At 47.1% G+C, this 21,609-nt stretch carries 18 protein-coding genes and 2 pseudogenes; 16 read left to right on the plus strand and 4 right to left on the minus strand.

The window, feature by feature from the left end:
- Positions 1-177: 177 nt before the first annotated feature.
- Positions 178-1,500, minus strand: coding sequence for an MATE family efflux transporter (locus GPL15_RS06060; protein WP_215697017.1), 1,323 nt, complete (start codon positions 1,498-1,500; stop codon positions 178-180).
- A gap of 469 nt (positions 1,501-1,969) precedes the next feature.
- Between GPL15_RS06060 and GPL15_RS06065 the strand changes: the two genes are divergently transcribed.
- The 4 genes from GPL15_RS06065 to GPL15_RS06080 all read left to right on the plus strand — a co-directional run bounded on the left by GPL15_RS06065 (position 1,970) and on the right by GPL15_RS06080 (position 8,153).
- Complete coding sequence (locus GPL15_RS06065; RefSeq protein WP_215697020.1) at positions 1,970-4,633, plus strand: DEAD/DEAH box helicase; 2,664 nt, start codon at positions 1,970-1,972, stop codon at positions 4,631-4,633.
- Between the two features lie 9 nt (positions 4,634-4,642).
- Positions 4,643-6,697 (plus strand): ATP-dependent helicase, encoded by a 2,055-nt coding sequence (locus GPL15_RS06070; RefSeq protein ID WP_346344905.1) that lies wholly within the window; start codon positions 4,643-4,645, stop codon positions 6,695-6,697.
- A 30-nt stretch (positions 6,698-6,727) separates the two neighbouring features.
- Positions 6,728-7,633 (plus strand): YafY family protein, encoded by a 906-nt coding sequence (locus GPL15_RS06075; protein ID WP_215697022.1) that lies wholly within the window; start codon positions 6,728-6,730, stop codon positions 7,631-7,633.
- Positions 7,634-7,697: 64 nt separating this feature from the next.
- Entirely contained in the window at positions 7,698-8,153 is a 456-nt protein-coding gene (locus GPL15_RS06080) for a GyrI-like domain-containing protein (RefSeq protein WP_215697024.1), read from the plus strand.
- A gap of 49 nt (positions 8,154-8,202) precedes the next feature.
- Here the strand turns inward: GPL15_RS06080 and GPL15_RS06085 are convergent, their stop codons facing one another.
- On the minus strand, positions 8,203-8,544 hold the full coding sequence (locus tag GPL15_RS06085; protein WP_215697026.1) for a rod shape-determining protein: 342 nt from the start codon (positions 8,542-8,544) through the stop codon (positions 8,203-8,205).
- Positions 8,545-8,557: 13 nt separating this feature from the next.
- A pseudogene (locus GPL15_RS27920) lies at positions 8,558-8,659 on the minus strand (DUF6783 domain-containing protein); the annotation flags it as partial.
- On the opposite strand from GPL15_RS27920, the pseudogene GPL15_RS27925 reads away from it, so the two are divergent.
- The 8 genes and pseudogenes from GPL15_RS27925 to GPL15_RS06125 all read left to right on the plus strand — a co-directional run bounded on the left by GPL15_RS27925 (position 8,621) and on the right by GPL15_RS06125 (position 15,239).
- Positions 8,621-8,809, plus strand: a pseudogene (locus GPL15_RS27925) (DUF6783 domain-containing protein). The pseudogenes GPL15_RS27920 and GPL15_RS27925 overlap by 39 nt on opposite strands.
- Before the next feature lie 408 nt (positions 8,810-9,217).
- On the plus strand, positions 9,218-10,252 hold the full coding sequence (locus GPL15_RS06095) for an iron chelate uptake ABC transporter family permease subunit (RefSeq protein ID WP_215697030.1): 1,035 nt from the start codon (positions 9,218-9,220) through the stop codon (positions 10,250-10,252).
- A complete protein-coding gene (locus GPL15_RS06100) occupies positions 10,249-11,217 on the plus strand; it encodes an iron chelate uptake ABC transporter family permease subunit (protein ID WP_215697032.1) in 969 nt (322 codons plus the stop codon). The genes GPL15_RS06095 and GPL15_RS06100 overlap by 4 nt, the downstream gene beginning before the upstream one ends.
- 134 nt (positions 11,218-11,351) lie before the next feature.
- Positions 11,352-12,104, plus strand: coding sequence for an ATP-binding cassette domain-containing protein (locus GPL15_RS06105; RefSeq protein ID WP_215697034.1), 753 nt, complete (start codon positions 11,352-11,354; stop codon positions 12,102-12,104).
- 93 nt (positions 12,105-12,197) lie between these two features.
- The gene (locus GPL15_RS06110) at positions 12,198-13,307 is read left to right on the plus strand and encodes an ABC transporter substrate-binding protein (protein WP_215697036.1); all 1,110 of its coding nucleotides are present in this window, start codon (positions 12,198-12,200) and stop codon (positions 13,305-13,307) included.
- 112 nt (positions 13,308-13,419) lie between these two features.
- Positions 13,420-14,034: a nucleoside recognition protein gene (locus tag GPL15_RS06115; protein ID WP_215697038.1), complete on the plus strand. Its 615-nt coding sequence runs from the start codon at positions 13,420-13,422 to the stop codon at positions 14,032-14,034.
- 121 nt (positions 14,035-14,155) lie between these two features.
- Complete coding sequence (locus tag GPL15_RS06120; RefSeq protein ID WP_215697040.1) at positions 14,156-14,509, plus strand: helix-turn-helix transcriptional regulator; 354 nt, start codon at positions 14,156-14,158, stop codon at positions 14,507-14,509.
- Positions 14,487-15,239 (plus strand): ImmA/IrrE family metallo-endopeptidase, encoded by a 753-nt coding sequence (locus GPL15_RS06125; protein WP_215697042.1) that lies wholly within the window; start codon positions 14,487-14,489, stop codon positions 15,237-15,239. Before GPL15_RS06120 ends, GPL15_RS06125 begins: the two co-directional genes overlap by 23 nt.
- Before the next feature lie 345 nt (positions 15,240-15,584).
- On the opposite strand, the gene GPL15_RS06130 is transcribed toward GPL15_RS06125, so the two are convergent.
- Complete coding sequence (locus GPL15_RS06130) at positions 15,585-16,520, minus strand: LysR family transcriptional regulator (RefSeq protein WP_215697044.1); 936 nt, start codon at positions 16,518-16,520, stop codon at positions 15,585-15,587.
- A 247-nt stretch (positions 16,521-16,767) separates the two neighbouring features.
- Between GPL15_RS06130 and GPL15_RS06135 the strand changes: the two genes are divergently transcribed.
- The 4 genes from GPL15_RS06135 to GPL15_RS06150 all read left to right on the plus strand — a co-directional run bounded on the left by GPL15_RS06135 (position 16,768) and on the right by GPL15_RS06150 (position 21,442).
- Positions 16,768-17,079 (plus strand): UxaA family hydrolase, encoded by a 312-nt coding sequence (locus tag GPL15_RS06135; RefSeq protein WP_215697046.1) that lies wholly within the window; start codon positions 16,768-16,770, stop codon positions 17,077-17,079.
- 141 nt (positions 17,080-17,220) lie between these two features.
- Positions 17,221-18,381: a UxaA family hydrolase gene (locus tag GPL15_RS06140; protein ID WP_215697048.1), complete on the plus strand. Its 1,161-nt coding sequence runs from the start codon at positions 17,221-17,223 to the stop codon at positions 18,379-18,381.
- 28 nt (positions 18,382-18,409) lie between these two features.
- Positions 18,410-19,696 carry an SLC13 family permease gene (locus GPL15_RS06145; protein WP_215697050.1) on the plus strand — a complete coding sequence of 429 codons (1,287 nt, stop codon included), beginning with the start codon at positions 18,410-18,412 and terminating at the stop codon, positions 19,694-19,696.
- 21 nt (positions 19,697-19,717) lie between these two features.
- Positions 19,718-21,442, plus strand: a complete 1,725-nt coding sequence (locus GPL15_RS06150) for a PHB depolymerase family esterase (RefSeq protein WP_215697051.1) — start codon at positions 19,718-19,720, stop codon at positions 21,440-21,442.
- Positions 21,443-21,609 lie beyond the last annotated feature (167 nt).

The following is a 21,609-nucleotide window of genomic DNA, read 5'->3' on the forward strand; positions in this document are numbered from 1 at the left end:
CCCATAAAGAGTTTACCGTGAATGGGCATCGGACCGTCTTTTTTCATCCCTGGAGTCTTAGTTTCACTTACGGTTGGAAGTCGGTTTTCATCACCGACGGATTCCGCTCCCCATGGCCGCCTCCAAACATCCAATTCCACCTCCGTTCCCTCGTCCCGCTTTTCTGCGTAACTTTCACTAATTAAATCTCAATTTATAATACAAAAATCCCGTCAAATCCGCCAGAATCCACCCAATAGGCACCGCTGCCCAGATTCCAGCGACTCCAATGGCCGGAATCGCAGACAGGACGTAGGCCAGAATTACTCTGGTGCCCAAGGATATAACCGTGAGGATCACGGACATTTCCGGTTTTCGTACTGCACGATAGAGGCCGTAGAGAAGGAACAGACAGCCGATTCCGCAGTAGAAGGCCCCTTCAATCCGCAGATACTGAACGCCCACCGCCAGGATTTCGGTTTCCTGGGGCTGGATGAATATGAGCATCAGCTCTTTTGCAAATACGCAGACTATAAATGAAATGATAAGGCAGAACAGGATGGAAGTTTTAACCGCGCTTCTGATTCCCTTCTTAATCCTATCGTGTTTGCCTGCGCCGTAGTTTTGGGCGATAAAGGTGGAAAAGGCATTTCCAAAGTCCTGTACAGGCATATAGGCAAAAGAATCGATCTTGACGGCGGCGGCAAACGCGGCCATAACAGAGGCGCCGAAACTGTTTACAAGTCCCTGAACCATCAGGATTCCGAAATTCATGACAGACTGCTGGGCGCAGGTCAAAAAGGAGAATCCGGCTATTTCCTTTAAAACCCTGCTGTCAAATTTCATATGTGTTTTATTGATGCGGAATTCCGGCATTTTGATGAGTGTGTAGATACAGATACCGATGCCGGAGACAAACTGGGATATTACCGTAGCTGCGCCTGCGCCGGAAACGCCCCAGCCGTAGACCAAAACAAAAAGCAGGTCCAGGGCAATGTTGAGAACTGCGGAAATTCCCAGGAATAACAGGGGAATCAAAGAATTGCCTACAGCGCGGAGCAGGCTGGCGAAGTAATTGTACAAGAAGACCGCGATGATTCCGCAAAATATAGTCCATAAATAATTTCTCATAAGCCCGTATATTTCCATGGGAACATGGAGCAGTCCCATGATGGGGTCGATGAATAAAAATACGGCGGCATTTAAAACAAGGGCCACTGTACCGATGAGGACAAATGAGATGAAAATAGAGCGCTTGAGAATTTTTTCATTTTTCTCGCCAAACCTGAGGGAGAAGACAGCGCCGCTTCCCATGCAGAGCCCCAGAAGGATGGAGGTGAGGAAGGTCATCAGCGTATAGGCTGCGCCTACGGCAGCTAAAGCTTGGACGCCGAGGTAACGGCCTACAATCAGGGTGTCGGCGATATTGTAGAATTGCTGAAGTAGATTTCCGGCAATCATGGGCAGAGCAAATCGCAGCATGGTGCCGGTGATTGGGCCTTGGGTTAAGTCTCTTTGCATAGGGGGAACCTTTCTTTTTATGGGTATTTAGTATTTTTATATAGGTTGTTTTTTATTAGAATGTTATTTTTATGGGATTCCGGACATGGGGAAAAGCTGGTGGTTCCTGCATGCCGGAGAGAGTGAGAGTTACCAGGGGACATTATATCATAGATTTCGGTAAATGAAAGTGACTTTATGGATATTTACATGAAGGGGGAAGGGATTTTGCGAAATTTAAAGTAAAGGGTGAAGCCATTTCGCAAAATCCCTTGACCCTTTAAAGTAAAGGGTGAAGCCATTTCGCAAAATCCCTTGGCCCTTTAAAGTAAAGGGTGAAGCCATTTTGCAAAATCCCTTGGCCCTTTAAAGTAAAGGGTGAAGCTATTTCGCAAAATCCCTTCCCCCTTCATGTAAAAAATATAGTATAATCTAAGAAATCAACTCAAAGGAGCAACGGTATAAAAAACGCTCCCGCAAGGAGGCTTTTATGGATATCAAAGACTTAATCATATACAAAAAAACAATCCCTTCAAGGCCCGCAGACTACGCCCCCTACCCTCCCGGCCTTTCAGCGGAAATCAAAAATTACCTTGAAACACATGGCTTCACCGGCCTGTATTCCCATCAGGCCCGCATGTTTGAAGAGGCCATGGAGGGGAAAAATCTGGTAATCACCACTTCGACCGCCAGCGGAAAGACGCTGGGCTTTCTCCTTCCGGTGTTACAGGAAATTCTAAAAAACCCCAGTTCCAGGGCGGTTTTTATCTATCCGACCAAAGCCCTTGCCAGCGACCAGTACCGGGCTATGGCTCCGTATGTGGAGTATTTTGGGGAAAACAGGGTTTCTGTGGGCGTTTATGATGGGGATACGCCGGTGGGGGAGAGGGGCAGGATCAGGAAAAATGCCAATATCATTTTGACCAATCCGGAAATGATTAACGGCGCATTTCTGCCGAATCACAGCAAATACGGGTTTGATTTTATCTTCTCCAACCTGAAATTCGTTGTGATTGATGAACTTCATACATACAGAGGGGCGTTTGGCTCCCATCTGGCCAATGTTTTCAGGCGTCTGGGACGGGTTTGCAGGTATTACCATTCCTCGCCCCAGTATCTATGCAGTTCGGCTACCATCGCGAATCCGCTGGAACTGGCGGAGGAAATCTGCGGACGGAAGTTTGAACAGATCGCAAATGACGGCTCGCCGGCGGCGGAGCGGAGCTATGCGCTGATCCAGCCCCCGAAGATCATGGGGAAGGGGAAGCGGTATTACGGGCAGGTGCAGACGGCCACGGTTGCCGCGGAAATGATCCCCGATCTGGTGGAGAACCGCCACAGTTTCATCGCATTTGCAAAGTCCAGGAGAAATGTGGAGGTGGTTTTAAAAGAGGCCAGAGACAAACTGGAGACGGAAAGCTTTTTTGGGCAGTCCATGGGGGATAAGATTTCCGGTTACCGGGGCGGCTACACACCTTTGGAGAGAAAGGAAATCGAGCGGAAAATGATATCAGGCGAGCTGTCCGGCCTGATTTCCACCAATGCGCTGGAACTGGGAATTGATATTGGAAAAATCGATACCACCATCCTGGTGGGCTATCCGGGAACAAGGGCCTCTTTCTGGCAGCAGACGGGACGGGCGGGAAGAAACCAGACCAGGTGTTTTAATTATCTGATTTTGGACAACCAGCCTTTTGACCAGTACATTGCGGTCAATCCCGACTGGCTGTTTGAAGGGCAGAGCGAAAGCGCGGTGATCGATAAGAACAATCTTTTGATCGAGCTGGCCCATATCCGGGCGGCGGCGGCGGAAATTCCGCTGACTTTGGATGATATCGCCGTATTTCCCGATCTGGGGGAAACGATTCCGGTGCTGATCCGGGCCAAGGAACTTAGCGGTCAGAACGGGAGATTTGCCTGGAGCGGCAGCTCCTTTCCGGCCGGGGACTTCAGCTTGAGAAATATCGACAAGGCCAGGTATAAGCTGATCAATCAGGAAAATGACAGGGAGATCACGGAGATGGACGAGATGCAGGCCTTCCGGGAAATTCACCGGGGGGCGGTCTATATGCACGATGGGAACCAGTATCAGGTGGTGAAACTGGATCTGGAGAGCAAAACTGCATTTGCGGTCCCATTTAAGGGAAATTATTATACCCTGCCGGGGGGAATTACGGATATCCGGGTGATCAAAGAGCAGAAAAGCCTGGATTATAAGCGGATTAAGGCATCATTTGGGGATGTAAATGTAAATGATATGGTTCATATGTTTAAAAAGCTTCAGTTCCATAACCACCAGAACCTGGGATTTGAACAGTTGGAACGGCCTTTGTCGAAGGCATTTGATACGGAAAGCACCTGGATCAGGATTCCCGACAATGTGGCCCGGGTTTTCAGAAGCATTTTGAAGGAAAGCCCTGGCGGGCAGATGGTCTGGAACAACCATTTTGAGGGCCTGTGTTACGCCATAAAAAATGCGGCCATGATGGCGACCATGACGGAGCAGGAAGACATCGGAACGGTCATGTCCCAGGATGCGCTGGATTTAAGCTCCACGGGCGGTTATGAAGCAAAGCTGTTCATCTATGATAAATATATCGGCGGCCTTGGATATGCGGAAAAGATATTTGACCTTCTGCCGCAGATTCTTGCAAATGCGGTTCAAATGGTGGGCGGATGCCGGTGTGAAAAAGGCTGCGCCGCCTGCATCGGAGATTTCCGGCTGGATAAATCCCTGGTTTTGTGGGGGCTAAAAAACCTTTTGGAGGAATCGAAAGCGCCTGAGAATATAAAGGAGGCTGAATACGCTCCGGCTACATTTATTAAAAAGCCCTTTCAGTTTATGGAATTGAGGGAAAAATGGGAGGAATTCTGTTCTTATCTGCAGGAAAGCGGAGAATCCTTTGCCGCATTTTTGAGCGCGGTTCAGGATGTGGAAACAGAGGGGAATACGCTGGTTCTGGTTTTGAGCAGTCCATTTTATAAGGAATGGATTTTGGAGGAAACTAACCGGAAAAGCCTTCTCAATATCATCGGTTTTTATTCGGATGCGCCTGGAAATCTGCGGCTGGAGGTCCGGGTGGAAGAAGACGGGAAGGACAGAAACGATGTGAAGGATAAACTTGTAAAACGATATGAGAATCTTACGGAGTAGGGGGATCGTGTGGAAAGTATTTGGACGGAGTACGAGAAAGAGCTGGAACGGCTGAATCCATACCAAAAAGAGGCCGTTTTGGACGATAGCGACGCCTGTGTGGTGAAGGCCAATGTGGGCAGCGGTAAAACCACGGTGCTGATCGGTAAAATCCTGTATCTTCATTATGTGAAGCAGATCAGTTATAAGGACATGGTTGTGCTGACATTTACTAATAAGGCGGCAAATGAGATCAGAGAACGGCTGATAAATGTGGATAACAACGTCATTTCTGAGGAACTTTGTGGATTCGGAACCTTTCACAGTGTGGCTTTGTGGATGCTTAGGAGCGTTCTGCCTGTGGAAACGCTGGGATATACGAAGGAATTCCAGGTCATCGAGCCGGATGAGGAGATGGATCTGGCTCTGGAAGTGATTTTGCGGGAAAAATTGAATATTAAATACAAAAACAGGCTGAAAAAGCGGCTGGAACAGGCAGTGGCGGTCCGGGATGAGGAAAAGAAGGTTTCCAGGTATAAAGACGATTTGTTTACCCTTGTGAGACTTCTGAAAGAGGAGAAAATAAAACAAAACAAGATGAGTTTTTTTGATCTGCTCTTTTATACAACCCAATTGCTGGATGATTCCCCGGTCAAATTCCAATGGATTATTCTGGATGAGGTTCAGGACAGCGATGAAATGCAGATGGAATTCATCGACAGGATGAAACGGAACGGGGCCAGGCTGTTTGCTGTGGGGGACCCGAACCAGGTGATCTACAGTTGGCGGGGAAGCGTGCTGAATGTGTTCTATACCCTGAAAAAATGCTATCAGGCAAAGGAACTGTCCCTGCCCATCAATTACCGTTCCAGCAGCTTGATCTTAGAAGCGGCCCGGTGCTTTCAGCAGACCGGCTCCGGCCTGGCCGGAATCCGGGAGAGCGGCGGGAAAATTCTGGTGAAACGCCATTATGACCCATTCAGCGAAGCCGGTTATCTGGCGGACCGGATAAGAGAACTTCATGAAAGCGGAATCCCATATAAGGAAATTGCGATTTTTTACCGGCTTCAGAACCAGTCCCAGATTCTGGAAGATGTGTTTGGGAGAAATGAAATTCCATTTGAGGTGTCCCTGAAAAAAACGATTCAGGATATCCCTGTGCTCAACTGGGTGATGAAGGTGTTCCGGTATTCCTTAAATCCTGAGGACCGGACATCCGGGGTCTATGCCCTCAGCAATAAAGAATTTGGGGAACATGTTTCGGTAAAAGAGGCGGGAAGGATGATAGGGGAAAAGGACAGGGAAAAATCGCCTCTGCTCTGCCGGATGCTGGATTTTAAGGAGCTGTGCGGAGAATGCCGTGATGTTTCGGCGCTGTATACACATTTTGAATTTGACCGGTATCTCCATCCCGCGTCGGCGGCTTATCAGGAGAATAAAAATGCGGTCTGTACGCTGATGGAGATAATTCTGGAATATGTCCGGGAGAATCATTTGGATTTTTTAGACGGGATGAGGGATTTTATCAATTCATCGGCCTTGTATGGCATAAATATTCTTAAACGGGAGATAAACAGTGAAGCGGATTCCGTGAAGCTGATGACCCTACATGCCTCAAAGGGGCTGGAATTTTCCCATGTGTTCATCATAGGGGTGAACTATGGGCTGATTCCCCTGCGGACGAAGGGGATGGAGGAAGAGGACGAGGAGCGCAGGCTGTTTTTTGTGGGAATCACAAGGGCGAAGGATCAGCTGGAACTGTCTTATTATATCAATCCAGGATATAACCGGGTGGAGCCGGAAGCCAGTTCTTATATCCGCAGGATTCCGGGACATTTGATTGAGGATGAAGGCGGAAAGAACGAAGGGCCGGTGAATCTTCAGGAGATGAAGAGACAGATTGTGGAAATGAGAGGGAGGAAAGGTTCGGAAAGAGCCGGGACGGCGGCTGATATACAAGTAAAGCACAGAAAATACGGATTAGGAACCGTCATCAGGGAAGACGACATGATGGTCGAAGTGGAATTTGAAGGCTACGGCATAAAAGAGTTTATGAAGTGTTTCAGTGAATTGGAATACTTGTAATATTTACATACAATAAAGGGAGAAGAAGTCATGAAAATAGACCGTTTAATCGGAATCCTCGCCATCCTTTTGCAGCAGGAAAAGGTCACCGCCCCTTATCTGGCGGAAAAATTTGAAGTGTCCAGGCGGACGATCAACCGGGATATCGAAGCGATCTGCAAAGCCGGAATACCGATTGTCACCACCCAGGGGCAAAACGGGGGCATTTCCATCATGGACGGGTATAAAGTCGACAGGACCCTTTTGACCTCTTCTGATATGAGGGCGGTTTTGGCCGGGCTCAGGAGCCTTGACAGCGTATGCGGGACTAAGAAATATCAGCAGTTGATGGAGAAGCTTTCCGCAGGCAATTCCAATGTGCTGATGTCGGACAGCCACATTGCCATCGATCTGTCCTCCTGGTATAAATCCTCATTGGCTCCCAAGATTGAACTGATTCAGGCCGCGATTGAGGAGAACCGGATGATCGGGTTTACCTATTATGCGCCGAAAGGGGAGAGCAGGCGGGAAATGGAACCCTATCTTTTGGTGTTCCAGTGGTCTTCCTGGTATGTCTGGGGTTACTGTCTGAAAAGACAGGATTTCCGGATGTTTAAGCTGAACAGGATTTTGGATTTGGAATGTATGGAAGAGGTATTTGTCCCCAGGGAACTGCCCGAGTTTAAGGTTGAAAAGGAGACCCTTTATCAGGCGGGTGTGGAAGTGACCGCTCTGTTTGAGCCTGATTTTAAATGGCGCCTGATCGAAGAATACGGTCCGGACAGTTTTGAAGTACAGGAAGACGGAAGGCTGTTGTTCCGTTCCTGGTTTATGGATGTGGAAAGTAGCATCGGGTGGCTTCTCACGTTTGGAAACAAGGTGGAGTTAATCTCTCCTCCTAAAGTGCGGAGGAAGATAGCAGAAATTGCAAAGGAAATTCTGGGGAAATATGAATGATGACAGTCAGATGTCATGTTATAAGTGATATGATCAGCCTATTAAAAGAAAAGAGGAAGATGATATGACTTATGAAATCGTAGAATTAGCAGAAAAAACAGTGGTCGGCTTAGAAGCCCGTACCAATAACGGCGATGAATCTATGGGTATGGTGATCGGCGGACTGTGGCAGAAATTTTATGGAGCCGGTATTTACGAAGGTATTCAAGATAAAACCAATGGCAGATCCCTGGGGATTTATACCGAATATGAAGGGGATGAAACCTCAGATTATACCTTCCTGGTTGCATGTGAGGTGAATCGTGCAGAAGACATGCCGGAAGGAACCGTTGTGAAGACGATTCCGGCCGGTAAGTACGCCAGGTTCATTGTCAAAGGCCATGTACAGAAGGCGGTTATGGAATTCTGGCAGGAACTTTGGAAAATGGACCTGCCCCGTGCATTTGGAAGTGATTTTGAAGAGTACCAGGACGGGGATATGGAAAATGCGGAGATTCACATTTATATTGGGCTGAAATAACGGGATATGAGGCGGCCCCGGCCATTCAGATCATCAGCTACGGGGCCATTCAGCCGTTCCAGATAATACCAACGATAACCGGATAGCTGTCTGACATGGACGCAATGGCCTGGTCAAATGACAGTTCGGTTATGGCCACTTCTTTTGCGCCTGCCTGGTAGAAAACGTCGGAAAATGCCTTTTCCTCCACTTCAGTTAAAGGTTCGGGAACGCAGACCGCTATTTTGGGCCTGGGAAGGAAGGCGGCCAGCAGCCGTTTCACGATACCGCTGTCATTTCCAAGGGCCTTTTGAAGATAAAAACGGAACATTTTAGCGGATAAGGTATAGTTGGCGATAATCCCTCTCCGGAGAGGATTTACTGCAATGGCTGGGGGCGGAACGAAGTCCATGTTCTGTTCCGCTTCATTGCCTAGAGTGTGTTTGAAAATTGCTTTCTGGCAGATGTGCGTCACAGTTTGTGGGAGATTGGGGCCAAATGAAGGGCGCATAGCGGGCTATGTAACCTGAATTTGGCCCCAATATACCGCAAAGTGGGGCGTGCAGATGACGGAAATGAATTTTCAAACACACTCTATGGCCATTATCATACTGGTTTCACTATGGATGATTGCCATAGAAGATTCTTTCAGAACAATTCCCCGGTCTTTTACGTAGATCATGATTGTAGATGGTTCGTAGCCTTTTTGGCCGATGGTGCTTTTTATGTGGAAACTATGGACACTGCTTTTCATATGGACTCCTTTATGCCGGGGTGAAGCGGCTGGGGGTGAAAATGGATTTTACATATAGTATATCAAGTTATGAAAAGAAGTCAAATATACGGTTTGGGCTAATAGTTATTGATGGCTTGCAAAAATAGTAACCGTTCAGACAGGTCTGAACGGTTACATAACAGTATCTTATTGAGAAAAAAGGTATTATTTGGATGTTGACATTTGGAAATTAATATGACAAAATACTTCTGTAACGCGCAGTGGATACCACGTAAGTCCAGTATGGTATGGTACTGCACTTTTTTTATCAATAAGTTAGCTTTAGCTAACTTGAAAAACGGAGGAAACGATGAAAAAATATAAGGTCACAATTGTTTTAGCCGTCTGTCTTCTCATCCTTTCAGTCTGGTCCTTATTCCTGGGCGTGCTGGATTTAAGCCTGGTGAACATATTGAACGGGGACTTTGGGCAGATTGAAATCCTGCTGGTTTCCCGTCTGCCCCGTCTGCTGGCCATTCTCTGCACCGGGGTGGGAATGAGCGTGGCGGGACTGATCATGCAGCAGCTCTGCATGAACAAATTTGTGTCTCCCAGCACCGGAGCTACGATTTCATCGGCCCAGTTGGGCATCCTTTTAGCCCTTTTGTTCTGGCCTGGTTCCACCCTTTGGGGAAGGGCGCTGTTTGCATTTGTTGCGGCAATCATAGGAACATGGACATTTGTATGGTTCATACAGAGGGTGACATTTAAGGATGTGGTCATGGTGCCGCTGGTAGGGATCATGTTCGGAAATGTAATCGGAGGTTTAACCAGTTATCTCGCCTACAAATATGATATGACACAGGCGCTCTCCACCTGGCTGACAGGGCATTTTTCCCTGGTTTTGAGGGGGAGATACGAGTTGGTTTATCTGGCTGTGCCGCTGGTGATCCTGGCATTTGTCTATGCGAATCATTTTAACATCGTGGGCATGGGAAAGGATTTTTCGAAAAATCTGGGGGTCAGATATGAAGTTGTGATGTTTGCGGGGCTGAGTATAGCCGCTTTGATTACGGCCAGCGTGGTCGTGGTGGTGGGCAGCATTTCCTACATTGGCCTGATTGTCCCCAATGTGGTTTCCATGTTTAAAGGGGATAAAATCAGGGGGACATTGGCGGATACGGCGCTTTTTGGGGCGCTCTTTGTCCTGGTCTGCGATATGATCGGGCGGACTGTGATTGCGCCTTATGAACTCCCCATTGAATTGATTGTGGGAATCCTCGGCAGCATGATATTTATCGGACTGCTGATTTACCGTCTGGGAAATGGGCGGAAACGGATTAAAATGAAAGCTCCGGTAAGCTGCGGCGTCAGCTTTACTGTGGCGGGAGGAGAAGAGGGATGACGGCTGTTATAGGAAATACCAATAGGAAAAAGATCGTAGGCCTGGTCTTTCTGGTGCTGGCTGCAGCGGCATTTTACCTGCTCATTAAGGTAAACGTGAAATACTTTGATTATGTGATGAAACTCCGGGTGCCCAAGCTGCTGGTAATGATCACAACCGCATTTTGTATCGGCAGCGCGTCCATTGTTTTTCAGTCTATTATCAATAATACCATCGTGACGCCCTGCCTTTTGGGGATGAACTCGCTGTATGGGCTGATACATACCGCCGTGGTTTTCGTGTTCGGCTCCTCAAGCCTGCTGGCCCGGAATGCCAACTTTTCTTTTGCGGTGGATCTGGTGCTCATGGGGATGGCGGCAACGCTGATTTACAGTTATTTGTTTAAAAAGACCAGGCATAACGTGCTCTATGTGCTTCTGGCCGGAACGGTGCTTTCCACATTTTTTACCAGTGTACAGACTACGCTGGTCCGGGTTATGGACCCCAATGAATACGATGCCCTTCTGGCGTCGCTGGTGGCCAGTTTCAGCAATGTCAATTCCGGTATCCTTTTGTTCTCCCTGGCGCTGATGGGAGTGATCGTTGTGGCTTTGCGGAAAGAACTGGCTCTTTTAAATGTGATCACTTTAGGCAGGGACCAGGCGGTGAATCTGGGGGTGGATTATGACCGGACAATCCGCCGTCTGCTGCTGGGGGTGACGCTGTTTATCGCCATTGCGACGGCTATGGTGGGGCCGGTTTCATTTTTGGGGCTTATCATTGCAAACCTGTCCAGGCAGTTGTTTAAAACCTACCGCCACAGCTATCTGATTGCGGGATCGGCATTGATCGGCATGGTGATTCTGGTTGCAGGGCAGGTGCTTGTGGAGCAGGTGTTCACTTACAGCGTGCCGGTCAGCGTATTTATCACCGTAGGCGGAGGAGTTTATTTCCTTTATCTGCTTTTAAACAACAGGAAGGCATAGTGTGAAAAATAATCCTGAAGGCTTATTTTTCACACCCAAATTTGTGCCGGAGCCACAAATTTGAATCGCAGCTGAGAATCTGAAATTCTAAGCGCGCGCCTTCGCAAAAAACTGCTCCGGCATGGAGGAATAAAATGTTCATTAAAAATCTCACTAAAAAATATGGCGGCAGGCCGGTGGTGGATTCGGTCAGCTTCGAAATACCCAAGGGAAAGGTGATATCCATGATCGGGCCAAATGGAGCCGGAAAGTCCACCGTGATGGGAATGATCTCCCGTCTGGTGGCCCGGGACGGCGGTACGGTTGAATTCGATGGAAAAGACATCACCAAATGGAAGAGCAGGGAACTGTCTAAACGGCTGGCCATTCTGACACAGACAAACCAGATCCAAATGAAACTGACTGTGAAGGAGCTGGTCGCATTCGGCCGTTTTCCCTACAGCGGAAACCGATTGACGGCGGAAGATGAAGAGATTGTGGAGAAGGCCATTTCTTATATGGAACTGGAGGAATTTGAGGATCAGTTTATCGACGAATTATCCGGGGGACAGCGCCAGAGGGCCTATATCGCCATGGTAATCGCCCAGGATACGGAATATATACTGCTGGACGAGCCCACTAATAACCTGGATATCTACCATTCCACCAATATGATGAAAATTGTCCGCCGTTTGTGCGACGAACTGGGAAAAACCGTGATTTTAGTCCTTCATGAAATCAATTACGCGGCATTTTATTCGGATTACGTCTGCGCATTTGTGGACGGGAAGGTGGAACTGTTCGGTACGGTTGAAGAGGTGATGACAAAGGAGAATCTGTCACGGATTTACCGGGTGGATTTTGAGATTCAGGAAGTTGAAGGGAAACCGTTGTCGATTTATTATTAAATGTTTCTGGTAAGGCAGTTTAAAAGGACGTAACAGTTAGACAGGTCTGAACAGTTACAAAAGGACAACAAAAGTGAAAGGAGAATTCGTAAAATGAGAAAAATGGTAACGGTATTTGGAGCAGTGTTAATGTCAATTTCCCTGGCGGCCTGCGGAGGGCAGAAAACAGAAGATCCGGCTGCAGCGGCAGGTTCGGAACTATCATCCGGTATTCCTTCTGCCGTGGAGGGAAACATGGAAGGAACAGAGGGAGGACAAGCAGATATCAGCGATTTGGCAGAGAGTGTGGCTGACGGTGGAAATGCGGAAGAAAGCGCAGGTGGAGCAGAGGAAAAACCGGATACCATAAAGGTTACGTCCCTTAACGGAGAGGATAAAAAGATTGAACTGGAAGTGCCTTATGATCCTGAACGGGTTGCTGTTTTGGACATGGCGGCTCTGGATATGCTGGATAACTGGGGTCTGGGGGACCGGGTAGTGGGCATGCCCAAATCTTCAAAAATAGACTATTTGATGGATTATAATAATAATGAAGAAATTGTTAACCTGGGAACCTTGAAGGAAGTGGATATGGAAGCGCTGATGTCAAGTGAGCCGGACATCATTTTTATAGGCGGACGCCTCAGCGGCCAGTATGACAAGCTTTCTGAAATCGCGCCGGTTATATATACAGCCACAGATTATGAAACCGGACTGGTTGAAAGCATAAAAGATAATTCTTTGATGATCGCATCCATTTTCGGAGTAGAGGATAAGGCCCGGGAGACGCTGGCAGGTTTTGATGAACGCATAGCGGCGCTTGCCAAAGAGGCAGAGGGAAAGACTGCGGTGATCGGCATGGTTACAAGCTCTAATTTCAATACATTGGGCGATGGAAGCCGCTGTTCCCTGATCGGCAATGAGATAGGCTTTAACAATCTTGCCAACAACGTGGATTCCACTCATGGAAATGAATCTTCCTTCGAGCTCCTTGTATCCTTAAATCCCGAGTACATTTTCGTGCTGGACCGGGATTCCGCCATCAATACGGAGGGGGCGAAGCTGGCGGAGCAGGTGATGGACAATGAACTGGTTCAGAAAACCAGCGCTTACCAGAATGACCGGATTGTATATCTCACCCCAACGGTCTGGTATCTGGCAGAGGGCGGAATTACGGCCATGGATGTGATGCTCCGTGATCTGGAAAACGGCATGGGCAAATAAAGGGCAATTAAAAAGCAATTAAAACGCCGGTGCGCATAAAACATAGGGATAAATTACATGAAGTGTTACTTTTGAGCATATCATAAAGTAACACTTTTTTTGTGGAGCGGTTATGCTGAATTATTTATGGGCATTTATGATGCTTGTTGGAATTTTATGGGGAGCGCTGCATGGGAACCTGAATGCGGTAACGGAAGGGGCCCTTAATTCGTCGAAAGAAGCGGTCACGCTTTGCATTACCATGCTGGGGGTCATGTCACTTTGGACCGGTGTGCTGGAGGTGGGCCAGGGTTCGGGCCTGATCGAAGTCATGTCCCGTAAAATGTCCCCGATCCTTCATTTTTTATTCCCCAAAATCCCCAACGACCACCCTTCCAGGGAATACATAGCAACGAATATGATCGCAAATATCCTGGGCCTGGGATGGGCGGCCACCCCCGCCGGGCTTCAGGCCATGGAAAAGCTGGAGGAGCTGGAAGAGGAGAGGCGGGAGAACGGGGTATCGGATATCACCCGGGGGATGGCCAGCAATGAGATGTGTACATTTCTGATTATTAATATTTCATCCCTGCAATTAATACCGATCAATATGATTGCCTACAGAAGCCAGTACGGCAGCGTGAATCCCACAGCGATTGTAGGTCCGGCGCTGGCGGCCACATGTTTGAGCACGCTGGTGGGGGTGGTGTTTTGTAAGGTGATGGACGGAAAGCGGGGGAAGGGATAAACCCCCGCTTTTTGCGTATAAAGTATGTCATAAAAATAAATGATGAAATAATTGAAAATATGACAAACATGAACTATAATAATACTATATGGAAAGCACGGGAATACGAGGAGGAATGTACATGGACAGAATGACCAGTATTCGTTTAAAGGAATTGAGAAAAGAAAGCGGGCTCACTCAAAACCAACTGGCTCAATTTTTAGAGACTGACCAGAGCATGATCACAAAACTGGAAAACGGAACGCGCAATTTAACAGTTTCTCTCATCGATAAGATATGCAGCTTATTTGGATGTACGGACCGTTACCTGATGGGAGAAAGCGACGAATATTTACCTCTCCATTTTGCTTTCCGTTCGAATTCTGTTCTGGCGGAGGATATACAGAGTATCGCTGCCGTCAACAGGATTGCATGGAACCTTTGCTATATGAATGAATTAATGGAGGAAAAAGATGAAATCAGCTCAGGAACTTAATTCATTAGCGTTAAAATTAAGACGAGAATGGGGGGTAGATAGTTATTCCCCAATAGATATATTTGCCCTTGTCAATGGATGGAGGGAAAAGAACATAACCATTGTGCGGTACCCATTTTCAAAGCGGATAAGCGGCATGTGTACCAGGGTGAATGACGATATCATCATCTGTGTCAATTCCGCCTCTTCCTATGGCAGACAGAGGTTTGCCCTTGCCCATGAGCTATATCATGCTCTGTATGAGAAAAATATGCATCGTGTAGTTTGTGAAATGAGGATGGGTGAAGATAAAGAAGGATCGGAGAGAGAGGCGGATCAGTTTGCCAGTTATCTGTTGATGCCCTATGATGCGCTGATCCAGTACTCAGATGGAAAGACAAGCTGGGGTTTGTCCGATGTGATCGAAACGGAGCAGTTTTTCCAAATCAGCCACCAGGCGATGGTTTTCAGACTGGCTTTTGACCATTTAGAGACAGAGGAACGCCTGGAAAGGTATAAAACCATTGCCATTTCACGGGAAGCCGCTAAATTAGGATATGGAAAAGAGCTGTATCAGCCTGCCCCGGAAGAAAAGCGGTATTTTACGACGGGCGAATATATAAGAAAAGTGGAACAGATGGCGGAACGGGAACTGATCTCCAGCGGAAAAAGAGAAGAACTTCTCTTAGATGCGTACCGGGCAGATATTGTGTATAATCTGGATGAGGAGGAGAAGAATCTGAATGACTAATGATTTAGTTTTTGTAACAGTTCAGAGAGGTCTGAACTGTTACTTTTTTGACAGTGATTGTCTGTCCGCATTTCTGTAGCTTGACGGAGGATACATTCTTAGGAAATTATATGTCGGAAGAATCATTCTGCCCAAGCCGGTATGCCGGGCAGATTCTTCTTGAAGCATTAAAACAAGGATTCCTGACGGAAACGGGTGGAGATCGGCTATGGCAGCAAATGCTGAATAAAAACAGAAAACTGCCACCCCAAGCTTTACGGAATCCATTAAAATCTGTAATAATACGTCCAAAGAAAGTCTATTTATATAAATTCTTCAGTCACAATTCTGCAGCTAAACTATCCCCTATACATTTAATAAAAAATACTGAATAAACGCTTTAACTGCCATAGAAGTATAATTTCTGTCAGGGATCAGTAGATAAAATAACCGGTTAATATATTCCGATTTAATTTTATAAAACACCAGCGGAACGGCGGTGTCCCGGACCAAACGGTCACTGATAAATGCCGCGGCAAAATGATCGGCAGCCAGGTGATAAGCGGTTACCAACTGGGAGAGCGTCATCTTAATTCTGGGAGAGAATCCCGCATCTTTAAACATCTTCATGGAACGTTCGTACAAATTATTCTCCTCACTCAATAGAATATATTCCAATTCCCGGAATTCCGTAAGAGAAACGGACGGGCAGTCTTCATCCATGTGTTTTTTATTTATAATGTCTGAGGCTGAAAGAGAGAGATGGGATAACTGCTGGTTAATCTCATATTCCCTGGGAACCGCCAGAAGAATGGTGTCCCAAAAAGCCGGATACCGTTCGAAATCTTTGATAAATGTTTCATTACAGCTAAAGGTCAGGTCCAGATTCTGTTCTGAAAGCATATCGGCCAGAATGCCGGAACTCTTTTCAACCAGTTCCAGCCGGATGCCGGGATACTCTCTGCTGAAATCAGCCAGAATCTTTGGCAGTATATAGGCATTCAAATAGTGGGAACCGCCGATCCGTATGGTTCCTGTATTCAAATCCCGCATATCATTGATCCGGCATTCCAGATCATCTTCCAGCATCTTAATCTTCTTAATGGTATCGATATAGGCCTGACCCGCCGCTGTCGGCTGTAACGGATGCCTTCTCCGGTCGAATAAGGCCATGCCGAGAGAGGCCTCAATCTTAGAGACTGCAATGCTCAGGGCAGGCTGTGTTATGAATAGATGTTCCGCGGCTTTGGAAAAACTGCCGTCTTCATAAATCTGATAGATGTATTTCATCTCTTGCTGCATGATGTATAAACTCCATTTATATTAATATAAAAACTATAAATTTGATTATATAATGTTTGGATGATATTGTAAAGGTATAGATGTTATCTGAATGAAAGGATGCAGCATCCGCGTTACAGTTCACCGCTCCCGCTGACGTGTCCGGCCAGCCCTTTTGAACGGCACAGCGGACTGGCCGGACACGTCAGCGGGGGCGGTGAACGTAAACGCATCCGCAATTCAGAAAAACGAGAAAGGGAGACAGTCCATGGTGATGAATGCAATTTTATTAGACGCCGCAGATAATGTGGTCACCTGTGTAAAAGAAATCCAGGCAGGAGAAGAGGTGAGATACCGGCATGGTGAGGAAATCCGCACTCTGGCGGCAGAAGAGTTGATCCCGTACTGCCACAAGATAGCGCTTGAAACGCTGGAAAAAGGGGCGCAGGTCATTAAGTACGGGGAGACGATTGGAAAGACTTCAGAAAAAATCGAGAAAGGGCACTGGGTTTCTCATCTGAATATCTACAGCGTGCCCCGGGACTATGAGAGCGAATATGTGCCGGAGCCACAAATTTGAACTTTAGCTGAGAATCTGAAATTCTCAGCGCATGCCTGTTCAACGCAAAGTTTGGGCATCAAAGTTTGTGTATCAAAACGCTTCAGAATAGAGAATTAAAGCTCCATCATAAAGGTAAAAACGAAGAAAGGCGGTAAGAATATGCAGTTTTGGGGATATAAAAGAAAAGAAGGGCGTGCAGGAATACGGAATCATGTGCTGATCCTTCCGGCCTGCGCCTGCGGCAGTGAAACTTCAAGAATCGTAGCAAGCCAGGTCCGGGGCGCGGTTAATATCATTTTTAATACCGGCTGTTCCGATGTGGCGGCCAATACGGCCATGTCCCAGAAAGTTTTGACTGGTTTTGCCTGCAACCCGAATGTATACGGTGTTGTAATCATCGGTCTTGGGTGTGAAACGGTTCCGCATATGGAATTGCGGAAAAAGATTCAGGCCATGACCAGCAAGCCGGTGGTCTCATTCGGAATCCAGGAAGAAGGGGGAACGTTAAAAACCATTGAAAAGGCTGTACGGGCAGCCCGGGATATGGCGGCCGAAGCCGCTATGCAGCCAAAAGAGCTTTGTGATATTTCAGAATTGCTGCTTGGAATTGAATGCGGAGGTTCCGATACCACGTCCGGCATTGCCAGCAATCCGGCTGTTGGTGAATTGAGCGATCTTTTGGTAGATCTGGGCGCATCGGCCATGATGAGCGAATCCATCGAATGGATCGGCGGGGAACATATTCTTGCAAAACGTGCCGCAACACCTGAAATCCACAATCAGATTATCAAAATCTGTGAAGATTACGAGAAACATTTGTCGAAAGTGGGCCAGGACTGCCGTACCGGCCAGCCTACGCCGGGCAACAAAGCGGGCGGCCTTTCCACCATCGATGAAAAAAGCCTGGGATGTATCAGAAAAGGCGGAACCAGGCCGATTGTGGAAGTGCTGGAGCAGGCGCAGCGCCCGACAAAGTCAGGAGCTCTGGTTATGGACACTGCCGGTTATGACATTTCATCAGTCACCGCAATGGTGGCGGCAGGCTGTAATGTGGTTGTATTCACCACCGGAAGGGGAACGCCTACGGGCAATGCCATTGTACCGGTCGTTAAAGTAACAGCCAACGCTGAAACCTATAAAAATATGGAAGATAACATGGATGTGGATTTAAGCGGAATCATCAAAGGAACTAAGACCATTCAAGAAAGTGGAAATGATCTGCTGGGAGTTATTGAAAATATCTGTAATGGTAAGATGACAAAGGCGGAGGCATATGGATTTTCCGACATTGCGGTGGACCATGTGTGCCGGTTTATTTAACAAAAGATTAAGGGGGAACCATTAAGAAATGAATCATTTAACAATATGTATTATCATTTGTATTATAACAACAGCCAGTTATATCATAGGAAAGCTGCCGATGGGATTGACGGCCATGATCAGTATGACTGCATTTGTTTTAACCGGGTGTCTGGACCCGAAAACCGCGGTTTCTTATTTTGGAAACAGCAACGGTATCATGATGATGTCCATGTTTGTAGTGGCAGCAGGATTTAACAGAACCCAGTTTGTGAAGAAATGTGCATCCAGTGTGAACAGCATAGCCAAAGGCTCGTTAACGAAAATCATGTTCGGATACATACTGATCTCCATCATTTTGTCCCAATTCATTCAGAGTTCCTTGGTAGTGTTCGGAATTATGGCGCCGATGATGATTGCAAGCTGTGCGGAACTGAAGATCAACCCTTCAAAAGTGCTGTTTCCGCTGGCGATTACCTGTATTTCTACGATATCCACCTTACCGCTTGGAAGCGGGGCGACCCAGTTTGCCGAACTAAACGGATATCTGGAGGCAAATAGTTATACAGCCTATACGGTAGCTCTGACAGATCCAATGAAAGCCAGACTTCCTATGCTGATCGCCATTGCCTTGTACTGTATTTTCCTGGCTCCTAAGTTCGCGCCGGATGAACCTGTGATTAAAATGACAGCCCTCGAAGCCAGAAAGGATGCAAAAGAAGCCCTTTCTCCTTTTAAGGAAAGAAGCGGTTATCTGATTTTCATTCTGGTTACGCTCGCATTGATTTTACAGCGCACACTCAGAATCGAAACCTGGGTAATCTGTCTGACTGGCGCTCTGGCAATGGTTTTATTCGGAGTATTATCTGAAAAAGAAGCGGTTTCAGCCATCAACTGGCCGATGGGATTTCTGTTTGTAGGCGCTCTTTCCATGGGCGGAGCGTTGACAGAAACAGGCGCGGGAGAAGTGATCGGAGGTATTTTGGCTAATTTCGCAGATAAGCTCAGCAATCCGTATTTAATTGGGTTCGTATTCTTTATTGTACCGTTTTTGTTAACTCAGATTATGATGAACCGTACGGTTATGATCGTATTTATTCCTATCGCGATTCTGGCCTGCAAGGCGATGAACGCAAACCCTGTGGGCATCATTATTTTAGTGCAGGCGGCATGTCTTAGTTCCTTTATGACGCCCATGTCCACACCTGCCATTCCCATGTGTATGGCTGGCGGTGGGTATGACCTGAAGTCATTGATAAAACAATCCATTTTACCGGCTGTTATTCTGTGTGTAATTTCAGTGGGATGGATTATGACCGTATTCCCGTTACACTAAGCAGACAAGGAGGAAATGCAAATGCAGACAATAAAAAAGTTCCCGGAAGATAAGAGCAGTTTTCCAATAGACAAAACGAATATGAACCGATGCCTTTTTTCAGGCCTCTATGAGGAAACTGTGGAAATCCGTGGAAAAACCCGTGTATTTTTAACTTATCTCACTCCAGGGTTGGAATACGATAAAAACTGTGTGATCATCGCGCCGCCCTCCGGGATTTCACCGGAGCAGTTTTTGGAAGACGGTTTCTGGTTGGATTTCGCAGACCGGGAAAACGTATTTCTCCACCTTCTTGTTCCGGAAAATAGGAAATGGAATGATGACGGATTAGACGCGGATTATATGAACAAGGTTTATGTCGAAATCCAGTCCAGAAAGAATTATGTGGTGATTCAGGATAATGTCTATGCTGTTGGCATCGGGGACGGGGCGGTAATTGCCCAGCAGGCAGTGATGAAGATGACCAGCGAATGGTCGGGGCTGGCCACATTTGGCGACCTGACGGATAAGGCGATGCTCAATGCGGAAGTGACCCACAAGTCTGAGAACATGGGAAAGGTGGAGCTTGTGGTGAGCGCGTCCAAGTGCCAGCTTCCCGTATGGATGTTGTGGGGAGATCATACCGGCAGCAACCGGGAAGTGAGCAGCTATTGGAAAAAGCAGAATAACTCGGATGAAGAAGTTTACTCCAGTCATTTTGCGGATGAAATTTATATGCCGGTTACCTGCATAAAGAAAAGCCAGATCAATGAAGAGCAGATCGCCCAGGTTCGGATAACCAATCATTTTTCAGGCACAATTACAAGAGAAATCTTTGACGCAGTGTGGTCATATATCGGTAAAGCCAGGAGACACCGGAATTTCGGCGCAAAGGCCCTGCGTTATAACAAGAATCCCGAAGAGTATGGTGCAGTCCGCCATACCATAGAAGTCGACGGTTTCACCAGGGTCTGGTATGAGTATGTGCCGGAACGGGTGAAATCCGGGATCGGCCCGGTGCCATTGGTTACCGTACACCATGGCAGAGGCAGCAGTGCGGAAGCATTTTTTGACATCTCAGGTATGTCTTGTGTAGCGGAAGAACGGGATTTTATCGTATGTTTTCCGGAAGCAGGCATTTATCAGCAGGGTCCTGGCAGGCTGAAAAACCTTCTTCTCTGGAATGGCTCTTATGAAGGCGAAAAAATCGATGATGTGGCGTTTATCAGAAAGATGATTGAAGACGTCAAATCCAGACATGAGATAGATGTGACCAGAATCTATGCCTGCGGGCAGTCCAGCGGAGGCATGATGAGTTCCGAGCTGGCTCTGAAGGCGCCGGATATTTTTGCCGCCGTATCCCCATGGTCTGCCCTTAAAGACCCGGGTCACGAAGTACCGCTTCCAAAATCCATTGACCCGCCTGTACCCTATCTGTTTTTATTCGGAGAAAGCGACTGGCTGTGCGCGGACAGGGAACAAGGTTATCTGGAATATAAGGTGACAAAGGATATTGCTGATTTTCTGGAAAACCTGATGAAACTCTACGATTTGGACGAGAAACCCAGACAATATAAATGCGGTGAAATCAGTTATTATGTATATCTGAACAAGAAACGGATACCCATGCTGATCGTAGGCAGTGTAAGGGATATGTCCCATGCAAATTATCCCAGAGAAAGCTGGATCGCTTATGATGAGTTTTTATCTAAGTTTTCTAAGCTGGAGGATGGAACTTTGCTGTATATGGGCGAGAAGGTGGAGTGAGGATTGGTATAAAAATTGAGATTTAGTTAGTGAACGTTACGCAGGAAAGCGGGACGAGGGGACGGACTGGATGTTTGGATGGGGGCAGGCCAAGGGGAATCCTTCGGGGATGAAAACCAGCTTCCAACCGTAAGTGAAACTAAGGCTCCAGGAATAGAAAAAGACGG

The organism is Clostridium sp. MCC353 (assembly GCF_018785315.1).
Taxonomy (GTDB): Bacteria; Bacillota; Clostridia; order Lachnospirales; family Lachnospiraceae; genus CHH4-2.